The 9004-nt window shown below is 65.2% G+C and carries 17 protein-coding genes; all 17 read left to right on the forward strand.

Annotated elements, in window-relative coordinates; genetic code table 11:
* Positions 1–8: 8 nt before the first annotated feature.
* The 17 genes from rplV to ABZ154_RS07505 all read left to right on the forward strand — a co-directional run bounded on the left by rplV (position 9) and on the right by ABZ154_RS07505 (position 8892).
* Entirely contained in the window at positions 9–356 is a 348-nt protein-coding gene (rplV, locus tag ABZ154_RS07425; protein ID WP_026290933.1) for a 50S ribosomal protein L22, read from the forward strand.
* On the forward strand, positions 356–1192 hold the full coding sequence (gene rpsC, locus ABZ154_RS07430; RefSeq protein ID WP_356829930.1) for a 30S ribosomal protein S3: 837 nt from the start codon (positions 356–358) through the stop codon (positions 1190–1192). The genes rplV and rpsC overlap by 1 nt, the downstream gene beginning before the upstream one ends.
* 5 nt (positions 1193–1197) lie before the next feature.
* Positions 1198–1617, forward strand: coding sequence for a 50S ribosomal protein L16 (rplP, locus tag ABZ154_RS07435; RefSeq protein WP_003966953.1), 420 nt, complete (start codon positions 1198–1200; stop codon positions 1615–1617).
* Positions 1617–1841: a 50S ribosomal protein L29 gene (gene rpmC / locus ABZ154_RS07440; protein ID WP_015610729.1), complete on the forward strand. Its 225-nt coding sequence runs from the start codon at positions 1617–1619 to the stop codon at positions 1839–1841. The genes rplP and rpmC overlap by 1 nt, the downstream gene beginning before the upstream one ends.
* Positions 1841–2128 carry a 30S ribosomal protein S17 gene (rpsQ, locus tag ABZ154_RS07445; protein WP_030561901.1) on the forward strand — a complete coding sequence of 96 codons (288 nt, stop codon included), beginning with the start codon at positions 1841–1843 and terminating at the stop codon, positions 2126–2128. Before rpmC ends, rpsQ begins: the two co-directional genes overlap by 1 nt.
* Before the next feature lie 108 nt (positions 2129–2236).
* Complete coding sequence (rplN, locus tag ABZ154_RS07450) at positions 2237–2605, forward strand: 50S ribosomal protein L14 (protein ID WP_003966950.1); 369 nt, start codon at positions 2237–2239, stop codon at positions 2603–2605.
* Positions 2606–2607: 2 nt separating this feature from the next.
* On the forward strand, positions 2608–2931 hold the full coding sequence (gene rplX, locus ABZ154_RS07455) for a 50S ribosomal protein L24 (protein WP_003966949.1): 324 nt from the start codon (positions 2608–2610) through the stop codon (positions 2929–2931).
* Complete coding sequence (gene rplE, locus ABZ154_RS07460; protein WP_003966948.1) at positions 2931–3488, forward strand: 50S ribosomal protein L5; 558 nt, start codon at positions 2931–2933, stop codon at positions 3486–3488. The genes rplX and rplE overlap by 1 nt, the downstream gene beginning before the upstream one ends.
* A 2-nt stretch (positions 3489–3490) precedes the next feature.
* Positions 3491–3676, forward strand: coding sequence for a type Z 30S ribosomal protein S14 (locus tag ABZ154_RS07465; RefSeq protein ID WP_003948630.1), 186 nt, complete (start codon positions 3491–3493; stop codon positions 3674–3676).
* A 224-nt stretch (positions 3677–3900) separates the two neighbouring features.
* A complete protein-coding gene (gene rpsH, locus ABZ154_RS07470) occupies positions 3901–4299 on the forward strand; it encodes a 30S ribosomal protein S8 (RefSeq protein WP_007446728.1) in 399 nt (132 codons plus the stop codon).
* 21 nt (positions 4300–4320) lie between these two features.
* Positions 4321–4860: a 50S ribosomal protein L6 gene (rplF, locus tag ABZ154_RS07475; protein ID WP_015610731.1), complete on the forward strand. Its 540-nt coding sequence runs from the start codon at positions 4321–4323 to the stop codon at positions 4858–4860.
* Positions 4861–4862: 2 nt separating this feature from the next.
* On the forward strand, positions 4863–5246 hold the full coding sequence (rplR, locus tag ABZ154_RS07480) for a 50S ribosomal protein L18 (protein ID WP_015610732.1): 384 nt from the start codon (positions 4863–4865) through the stop codon (positions 5244–5246).
* Between the two features lie 47 nt (positions 5247–5293).
* The gene (gene rpsE / locus ABZ154_RS07485) at positions 5294–5899 is read left to right on the forward strand and encodes a 30S ribosomal protein S5 (protein ID WP_356829933.1); all 606 of its coding nucleotides are present in this window, start codon (positions 5294–5296) and stop codon (positions 5897–5899) included.
* Positions 5899–6081, forward strand: a complete 183-nt coding sequence (gene rpmD / locus ABZ154_RS07490) for a 50S ribosomal protein L30 (RefSeq protein ID WP_015610734.1) — start codon at positions 5899–5901, stop codon at positions 6079–6081. The genes rpsE and rpmD overlap by 1 nt, the downstream gene beginning before the upstream one ends.
* A gap of 1 nt (position 6082) precedes the next feature.
* Entirely contained in the window at positions 6083–6538 is a 456-nt protein-coding gene (gene rplO, locus ABZ154_RS07495) for a 50S ribosomal protein L15 (protein WP_003966942.1), read from the forward strand.
* Between the two features lie 381 nt (positions 6539–6919).
* The gene (gene secY / locus ABZ154_RS07500) at positions 6920–8233 is read left to right on the forward strand and encodes a preprotein translocase subunit SecY (RefSeq protein WP_356829935.1); all 1314 of its coding nucleotides are present in this window, start codon (positions 6920–6922) and stop codon (positions 8231–8233) included.
* On the forward strand, positions 8233–8892 hold the full coding sequence (locus tag ABZ154_RS07505; protein ID WP_356829937.1) for an adenylate kinase: 660 nt from the start codon (positions 8233–8235) through the stop codon (positions 8890–8892). Before secY ends, ABZ154_RS07505 begins: the two co-directional genes overlap by 1 nt.
* Positions 8893–9004 lie beyond the last annotated feature (112 nt).

The raw sequence follows: 9004 nt of genomic DNA on the forward strand, positions 1-9004 counted from the left end.
GGACAACCATGGAAGCCAGGGCCCAGGCGCGGTACATCCGCGTCACGCCCATGAAGGCCCGCCGAGTGGTGGACCTCATCCGTGGCATGGATGCCACGGAGGCTCAGGCGGTCCTGCGTTTCGCCCCGCAGGCCGCGAGCGTGCCGGTTGGCAAGGTGCTGGACAGCGCCATCGCCAACGCTGCACACAACTACGACCACCCTGACGCCTCTTCGCTGGTCATCAGCGAGGCGTACGTGGACGAGGGCCCGACCCTGAAGCGGTTCCGACCGCGTGCTCAGGGCCGTGCCTACCGGATCCGTAAGCGGACCAGCCACATCACCGTGGTCGTCAGCAGCAAGGAAGGAACCCGGTAATGGGCCAGAAGGTTAACCCGCATGGGTTCCGGCTCGGCATTACCACGGACTTCAAGTCCCGTTGGTACGCCGACAAGCTGTACTCGGACTACGTCAAGGAAGACGTCGCCATTCGTCGCATGATGACGAAGGGCATGGAGCGGGCCGGCATCTCGAAGGTCGAGATCGAGCGCACCCGCGACCGCGTCCGCGTTGACATCCACACCGCCCGTCCGGGCATCGTCATCGGTCGCCGTGGCGCCGAGGCCGATCGCATCCGCGGCGAGCTGGAGAAGCTGACCGGCAAGCAGGTCCAGCTGAACATCCTCGAGGTCAAGAACCCCGAGGTGGACGCTCAGCTGGTGGCCCAGGCCGTCGCCGAGCAGCTCTCCTCCCGCGTCTCCTTCCGTCGTGCGATGCGTAAGAGCATGCAGAGCTCGATGAAGGCCGGCGCCAAGGGCATCAAGATCCAGTGCGGCGGTCGCCTCGGCGGCGCCGAGATGTCCCGCTCGGAGTTCTACCGCGAGGGCCGCGTGCCCCTGCACACGCTCCGTGCGAACGTCGACTACGGCTTCTTCGAGGCCAAGACGACCTTCGGCCGCATCGGCGTGAAGGTCTGGATCTACAAGGGCGACGTCAAGAACATCGCCGAGGTTCGCGCCGAGAACGCCGCGGCCCGCGCCGGCAACCGTCCGGCTCGTGGCGGCACCGACCGCCCGGCCGGCCGTGGTGGCGGCCGTGGTGGCGAGCGTGGCGGTCGCGGACGTAAGCCGCAGCAGTCGCCGGCAGCCGAGGCCCCCAAGGCCGACGCTCCCGCCGCCGCTCCGGCTGCTGAGAGCACCGGAACGGAGGCCTGACCGAAATGCTGATCCCCCGTAGGGTCAAGCACCGCAAGCAGCACCACCCGAAGCGCAGCGGTATGTCCAAGGGTGGCACGCAGGTTGCGTTCGGCGAGTACGGCATCCAGGCGCTGACCCCGGCGTACGTGACGAACCGTCAGATCGAGTCCGCTCGTATCGCGATGACCCGTCACATCAAGCGTGGCGGCAAGGTCTGGATCAACATCTACCCGGACCGTCCCCTGACGAAGAAGCCTGCCGAGACCCGCATGGGTTCCGGTAAGGGTTCTCCCGAGTGGTGGATCGCGAACGTCAAGCCGGGTCGGGTGATGTTCGAGCTGTCCTACCCGAACGAGAAGATTGCTCGTGAGGCGCTCACCCGCGCTGCTCACAAGCTTCCGATGAAGTGCCGGATCGTTCGGCGCGAGGCAGGTGAGTCGTGATGTCGGCCGGTACCAAGGCGTCCGAGCTGCGCGAGCTGGGCGACGAGGAGCTCCTCAACAAGCTCCGCGAAGCCAAGGAAGAGCTGTTCAACCTCCGCTTTCAGGCGGCGACGGGCCAGCTCGAGAACCACGGCCGGCTCAAGTCCGTCCGTAAGGACATCGCCCGGATCTACACCCTGATGCGCGAGCGCGAGCTGGGCATCGAGACGGTGGAGAGCGTCTGATGAGCGAGAAGACTGTGACTGAGACCAGCAAGATCGACCGCGGCTTCCGCAAGACCCGTGAGGGTCTGGTCGTCAGCGACAAGATGGACAAGACCGTTGTCGTCGCTGTCGAGGACCGCGTGAAGCACGCGCTGTACGGCAAGGTCATCCGCCGTACGAACAAGCTCAAGGCCCACGACGAGCAGAACTCTGCGGGCGTCGGCGACCGCGTCATCATCATGGAGACGCGTCCGCTGTCGGCCTCGAAGCGCTGGCGCATCGTCGAGATCCTCGAGAAGGCCAAGTAATTCCTGAGGGGTTTCCCTCAGGTCAGTTCCGCCAGGCTCGGTGAGGGAGCTCCGTAAGTCACTTACGGAGCTCCCCGCCGGGAACCGGCAGACGATCAGGAGATAGACGTGATCCAGCAGGAGTCGCGACTGCGCGTCGCCGACAACACGGGTGCGAAGGAAATTCTCACCATTCGTGTTCTCGGTGGCTCGGGTCGCCGCTACGCGGGTATCGGTGACGTCATCGTCGCCACCGTCAAGGACGCGATCCCCGGTGGCAACGTGAAGAAGGGTGACGTCGTCAAGGCCGTCATCGTTCGCACCGTCAAGGAGCGTCGTCGTCAGGATGGCTCGTACATCCGCTTCGACGAGAACGCCGCCGTCATTCTGAAGAACGACGGCGACCCCCGCGGCACCCGTATCTTCGGCCCGGTGGGCCGAGAGCTGCGCGAGAAGAAGTTCATGAAGATCATCTCGCTCGCGCCGGAGGTGCTGTAAGCATGAAGATCAAGAAGGGCGACCTGGTTCAGGTCATCACCGGTAAGGACAAGGGCAAGCAGGGCAAGGTCATCGTGGCCTACCCCGCTCAGGACCGCGTCCTCGTCGAGGGTGTCAACCGGGTCAAGAAGCACACCAAGGCCGGTCAGACGGCTCGCGGTTCGCAGACGGGTGGCATTGTCACCACCGAGGCCCCGATTCACGTCAGCAACGTTCAGCTGGTCGTGGAGAAGGACGGCAACAAGGTTGTCACCCGCGTCGGCTACCGCTTTGACGACGAGGGCAACAAGATCCGCGTTGCCAAGCGGACCGGTGAGGACATCTGATGACTGCCACCACTGCGCCGCGTCTCAAGACGCGCTACCGCGAGGAAATCGCCGGCAAGCTGCGTGAGGAGTTCTCGTACGAGAACGTCATGCAGGTTCCCGGTCTGGTCAAGATCGTGGTCAACATGGGTGTGGGCGACGCCGCCCGCGACTCCAAGCTGATCGACGGTGCCGTCAAGGACCTCACCACGATCACCGGCCAGAAGCCGGCCGTCACCAAGGCCCGCAAGTCCATCGCGCAGTTCAAGCTGCGCGAGGGCCAGCCGATCGGCTGCCACGTCACCCTTCGTGGTGACCGGATGTGGGAGTTCCTGGACCGTACGCTGTCGCTCGCGCTTCCGCGTATCCGTGACTTCCGTGGCCTGTCGCCGAAGCAGTTCGACGGCCGTGGCAACTACACCTTCGGTCTCACGGAGCAGGTCATGTTCCACGAGATCGACCAGGACAAGATCGACCGGGTCCGGGGCATGGACATCACCGTGGTCACCACGGCGACCAACGACGACGAGGGTCGTGCCCTCCTTCGTCACCTCGGCTTCCCGTTCAAGGAGAACTGACCGTGGCGAAGAAGGCTCTGATCGCTAAGGCCGCCCGTAAGCCGAAGTTCGGCGTTCGCGGGTACACCCGCTGCCAGCGCTGCGGCCGGCCCCACTCCGTCTACCGCAAGTTCGGCCTGTGCCGCGTGTGCCTTCGTGAGATGGCTCACCGTGGCGAGCTGCCGGGCGTGACCAAGAGCTCCTGGTAACTCTCCTCCGCCCTAGGGCGAAGGGAAGTTCTGGAGACTCTCGGTAAGCATCTGGGTCGGCAGGAGCCCGTCCTTTCATGCCGTAGGCTTGAAGGGTTGGGCGCCTGCCGCCCAAGACCGACTTACTACGCCGTAGGTCCCCGCACCGCACCCGTCCCGCCACTGAGTGGGGAGAGGGATGGCGCATACAGGAAACCCCGGCGAGAGAGGCCGAAGGCCAACTCATGACCATGACTGATCCCATCGCAGACATGCTCACGCGTCTGCGTAACGCGAACTCGGCATATCACGACGATGTCTCGATGCCGCACAGCAAGATCAAGTCGCACATCGCGGAGATCCTCCAGCAGGAGGGCTTCATCACCGGCTGGAAGGTCGAGGACGCCGAGGTCGGCAAGAACCTCGTCCTCGAGCTGAAGTTCGGCCCGAACCGCGAGCGCTCGATCGCCGGCATCAAGCGGATTTCGAAGCCGGGTCTGCGTGTATACGCAAAGTCCACCAACCTGCCGAAGGTCCTCGGCGGTCTGGGCGTGGCGATCATCTCCACGTCCCACGGCCTCCTGACCGGCCAGCAGGCAGGCAAGAAGGGCGTAGGTGGGGAAGTCCTCGCCTACGTCTGGTAGTCGGGAAAGGAAGGAAAGCTCATGTCGCGAATCGGCAAGCTCCCCATCCAGGTTCCCGCCGGTGTGGACGTCACCATCGATGGCCGTACGGTCGCCGTGAAGGGCCCCAAGGGTTCCCTCACGCACACCGTTGCCGCGCCGATCGAGGTCTCCAAGGGTGAGGACGGCGTGCTCAACGTCTCCCGCCCGAACGACGAGCGTCAGAACAAGGCCCTCCACGGCCTGTCCCGCACGCTGGTGGCGAACATGATCACCGGTGTGACCACGGGTTACAGCAAGGCGCTCGAGATCAGCGGTGTCGGTTACCGCGTCCAGGCGAAGGGCTCCAACCTGGAGTTCGCCCTGGGCTACAGCCACCCGATCCTCATCGAGGCTCCGGATGGCATCACCTTCAAGGTCGAGTCGCCCACGAAGCTCAGCGTCGAGGGCATCGACAAGCAGAAGGTCGGCGAGGTAGCCGCCAACATCCGCAAGCTGCGGAAGCCCGACCCGTACAAGGCCAAGGGCGTCAAGTACGCGGGCGAGGTCATCCGCCGCAAGGTCGGAAAGGCTGGTAAGTAGCCATGGCATACGGTGTGAAGATCGCCAAGGGCGACGCGTACAAGCGTGCCGCTCTCAAGCGCCGCCACATCCGCGTCCGCAAGCACATCTCCGGTTCGCCGGAGCGTCCCCGCTTGGTCGTGACGCGTTCCAACCGCCACATCGTGGCCCAGGTCATCGACGACATCGCGGGCCACACGCTCGCGTCGGCGTCGACCCTGGACACCTCGATCCGTGGTGGCGAGGGTGACAAGAGCGCTCAGGCCCAGCAGGTCGGCGCCCTGGTCGCCGAGCGTGCCAAGGCCGCAGGCGTCGAGGCCGTCGTGTTTGACCGCGGTGGTAACCAGTACGCCGGGCGGATTGCCGCTCTGGCTGACGCCGCCCGTGAAGCCGGGCTGAAGTTCTAAGCCCCGGTTCCTACGCACAGCGGACGTAACAGAGAGAGGTAAATCCAATGGCTGGACCCCAGCGCCGCGGAAGCGGTGCCGGTGGCGGCGAGCGGCGGGACCGGAAGGGCCGTGACGGTGGCGCCAGCGCCGCCGAGAAGACCGCGTACGTCGAGCGCGTCGTCGCGATCAACCGCGTCGCCAAGGTTGTGAAGGGTGGTCGTCGCTTCAGCTTCACCGCGCTGGTCGTGGTGGGCGATGGTGACGGCACCGTCGGTGTCGGATACGGCAAGGCCAAGGAAGTTCCCGCGGCCATCGCCAAGGGTGTCGAAGAGGCCAAGAAGAGCTTCTTCAAGGTCCCCCGCATCCAGGGCACCATCCCTCACCCGATCACGGGCGAGAAGGCTGCGGGCGTCGTCCTGCTCAAGCCGGCTTCCCCCGGTACCGGTGTTATCGCCGGTGGCCCGGTGCGTGCCGTGCTCGAGTGCGCCGGCGTTCACGACATCCTGTCGAAGTCGCTTGGCTCGTCCAACGCGATCAACATCGTGCATGCGACCGTGGCGGCCCTCCAGGGCCTGCAGCGTCCCGAGGAGATCGCGGCCCGCCGCGGTCTGCCCCTCGAGGACGTCGCCCCCGCGGCTCTGCTGCGTGCACGTGCGGGAGCGGGTGCGTAATGGCTCGCCTCAAGATCACGCAGACGAAGTCGTACATCGGCAGCAAGCAGAACCACCGCGACACCCTGCGTTCGCTCGGGCTCAAGCGCCTGAACGACTCGGTTGTCAAGGAGGACCGCCCCGAGTTCCGCGGAATGGCCAACACCGTCCGCCACCTCGTGACGGTTGAGGAGGTTGACTGACATGGCGGAGAACAGCCCGCTGAAGGCCCACAACCTCCGGCCTGCCCCGGGCGCCAAGACCGCCAAGACCCGTGTGGGTCGTGGTGAGGCGTCCAAGGGTAAGACCGCAGGCCGTGGTACCAAGGGTACGAAGGCTCGTTACCAGGTTCCGGAGCGCTTCGAGGGTGGCCAGATGCCCCTCCACATGCGTCTCCCGAAGCTCAAGGGCTTCAAGAACCCGTTCCGCACGGAGTACCAGGTCGTGAACCTGGACAAGCTCGCGACGCTCTACCCCGAGGGTGGAGAGGTCACGGTGGCCGATCTGGTCGCCAAGGGCGCTGTGCGCAACAACCACCTCGTCAAGGTCCTCGGACAGGGCGAGATCTCCGTGGCGCTGCAGGTTTCGGTTGACGCCGTCTCCGGCTCCGCCAAGGAGAAGATCACCGCCGCCGGCGGTACGGTCACCGAGCTCGTCTGAGCCGCGGGACAGAACTGAGCCTGGCCGGCCGCCTCTTCGGAGGTGGCCGGCCAGGCTTTTTCTTGTTTGTGGCGCTGTACGGGAACCGTAAAGGCTCGGGAAAGGTTGAACGGGTGTCCACCGCACCGGCGGTGGGGGAGCCGAGGGGCTTTCACGTCCCAAATGGTGTGGCTTGGCCGGTCTTTCGCGGCGTGGGCCGGGGGAGCGGGCATTGCACCGGTGTGCAGTGCGTGTTTCCTGCTCAGTCCCGGGCCGGGTAGGGTGGCGCCGTTAATCTTTTGTGGCCTCCTTACGATGTAGGGCTGCCTTGTATCCGATCCCATCCAGTCCCATCCAGACCCGTCGCCTCTGACGCATAGCGCGGGGGTCGCAGGAGGCACCGTGTTCACCGCGTTCGCCCGAGCGTTCAAGACGCCCGACCTGCGCAAGAAGCTGCTCTTCACGCTCGGCATCATCGTGATCTACCGGCTCGGGGCTCATGTCCCGGCGCCCGGAGTCGACTACGCGAAGGTGCAGCAGTGCATCGACCAGTCCGATTCGGGCGGTCTGCTCGGTCTGATGCAGATGTTCAGCGGTGGCGCCCTGTTGCAGATCACCATCTTCGCGCTCGGCATCATGCCGTACATCACGGCCAGCATCATTCTCCAGCTGCTGACCGTGGTGATCCCCCGACTGGAAGCCCTCAAGAAGGAGGGGCAGTCCGGCACGGCCAAGATCACGCAGTACACGCGTTATCTGACCGTCGCGCTGGCCGTCCTCCAGGGCACCGGCCTCGTCGCCACCGCCCGGAGCGGGGCGCTGTTCCAGAACTGCACCGTGCGGGACCAGATCGTCGCGGACAAATCGATCTTCACGACGCTGGTGATGGTCATCACCATGACCGCCGGTACGGCAGCCGTCATGTGGCTCGGTGAGCTCATCACCGACAAGGGCATCGGCAACGGCATGTCGATCCTCATGTTCATCTCGATCGCCGCCACGTTCCCCGGCGCCCTGTGGGCCATCAAGGAGAGCGGCAAGCTGGCCGACGGCTGGATCGAGTTCGGCACGGTCATCCTCATCGGCTTCGTGATGGTCGCCCTCGTGGTCTTCGTCGAGCAGGCGCAGCGCCGCATCCCGGTGCAGTACGCGAAGCGCATGATCGGGCGCCGTTCCTACGGCGGTACGTCCACGTACATCCCGCTCAAGGTGAACCAGGCGGGTGTGATTCCCGTCATCTTCGCCTCGTCGCTGCTCTTCATCCCGTCGCTGATCGTCCAGTTCTCGGGATCCACCTCTGGCTGGGCAACCTGGATCCAGGACCACTTCGTGACGGGTGACCACCCGTACTACATCGCGGTCTACTTCGTACTCATCGTGTTCTTCGCCTTCTTCTACGTGGCCATTTCGTTCAACCCCGACGAAGTCGCCGACAACATGAAGAAGTATGGTGGCTTCATCCCGGGCATCCGGGCAGGTCGACCTACTGCCGAGTACCTGAGCTACGTGCTCAACAGGATCACTTGGCCGGGCTCGCTGTACCTGGGCCTGATCGCTCTTGTGCCGACGATGGCGTTGGCAGGCTTCGGCGGTGCGAACCAGAACTTCCCGTTCGGCGGGACGAGCATCCTCATCATCGTGGGTGTGGGTCTGGAAACCGTGAAGCAGATCGAGAGTCAGCTCCAGCAGCGCAATTACGAAGGGTTCCTCCGCTGATGCGAATCGTCCTCGTCGGGCCTCCGGGTGCCGGCAAGGGAACGCAGGCTGCGTACCTTGCCGAGAACCTGTCGATTCCGCACATCTCCACGGGCGACCTCTTCCGCGCCAACATGAGCCAGGGCACCGACCTTGGCAAGCAGGCCCGCGCCTACATCGACGCGGGACAGCTGGTGCCGGACGAAGTCACCATCGGGATGGCCAAGGACCGCATGGCCCAGCCGGACGCCGTGAACGGCTTCCTGCTGGACGGCTTCCCGCGGAACGTGGGCCAGGCCGAAGCCCTTGACGTGATGCTCAAGGACGAGGGCGTGAAGCTGGACGCGGTCCTCGATCTCGAGGTTCCCGAGGACGAGGTCGTGAAGCGGATCGCGGGTCGCCGCGTCTGCCGCAAGGACAGCGCTCACGTCTTCCACGTGACGTACAGCCCGCCGAAGTCCGAGGGTGTCTGCGACGTCTGCGGTGGTGCGCTGTATCAGCGGCACGATGACAGCGAGGAGACGGTCCGGACCCGGCTGGAGGTCTACCACACGCAGACCGAGCCGATCATCGACTACTACCGGGCCCAGGGCCTGGTGGTGACCATCTCCGCGCTCGGCAAGGTCACCGACGTGACCGCGCGTGCCATGGAGGCGCTGAAGCAGTCCGACGAGGGCTGAGCCCCACCCCGTACCACCGCTGTGCAGTCGGCCGCGCCTCGTCGCAGTAGCGGCGCCCGCGGGCCTGGTAGGAGAGGTCGGTGACGAGGAGGAGGGCGGGGCGGCGGGCGTC

This window comes from Streptomyces sp. NPDC006261, assembly GCF_040613515.1.
Classification (GTDB): domain Bacteria; phylum Actinomycetota; class Actinomycetes; order Streptomycetales; family Streptomycetaceae; genus Streptomyces.

Excerpts from the sequence above, each read along its gene's own strand:
- rplR (WP_015610732.1), top strand. The coding sequence starts at position 4,863 with ATGGCATACGGTGTGAAGATCGCCAAGGGCGACGCGTACAAGCGTGCC.
- rplF (WP_015610731.1), top strand. The coding sequence starts at position 4,321 with ATGTCGCGAATCGGCAAGCTCCCCATCCAGGTTCCCGCCGGTGTGGAC.
- rplX (WP_003966949.1), top strand. The coding sequence starts at position 2,608 with ATGAAGATCAAGAAGGGCGACCTGGTTCAGGTCATCACCGGTAAGGAC.
- rpsC (WP_356829930.1), top strand. The coding sequence starts at position 356 with ATGGGCCAGAAGGTTAACCCGCATGGGTTCCGGCTCGGCATTACCACG.
- rpmC (WP_015610729.1), top strand. The coding sequence starts at position 1,617 with ATGTCGGCCGGTACCAAGGCGTCCGAGCTGCGCGAGCTGGGCGACGAG.
- ABZ154_RS07505 (WP_356829937.1), top strand. The coding sequence starts at position 8,233 with ATGCGAATCGTCCTCGTCGGGCCTCCGGGTGCCGGCAAGGGAACGCAG.
- rplV (WP_026290933.1), top strand. The coding sequence starts at position 9 with ATGGAAGCCAGGGCCCAGGCGCGGTACATCCGCGTCACGCCCATGAAG.
- rpsQ (WP_030561901.1), top strand. The coding sequence starts at position 1,841 with ATGAGCGAGAAGACTGTGACTGAGACCAGCAAGATCGACCGCGGCTTC.
- rplO (WP_003966942.1), top strand. The coding sequence starts at position 6,083 with ATGGCGGAGAACAGCCCGCTGAAGGCCCACAACCTCCGGCCTGCCCCG.
- rpmD (WP_015610734.1), top strand. The coding sequence starts at position 5,899 with ATGGCTCGCCTCAAGATCACGCAGACGAAGTCGTACATCGGCAGCAAG.
- rplE (WP_003966948.1), top strand. The coding sequence starts at position 2,931 with ATGACTGCCACCACTGCGCCGCGTCTCAAGACGCGCTACCGCGAGGAA.
- rpsE (WP_356829933.1), top strand. The coding sequence starts at position 5,294 with ATGGCTGGACCCCAGCGCCGCGGAAGCGGTGCCGGTGGCGGCGAGCGG.
- rpsH (WP_007446728.1), top strand. The coding sequence starts at position 3,901 with ATGACCATGACTGATCCCATCGCAGACATGCTCACGCGTCTGCGTAAC.
- rplP (WP_003966953.1), top strand. The coding sequence starts at position 1,198 with ATGCTGATCCCCCGTAGGGTCAAGCACCGCAAGCAGCACCACCCGAAG.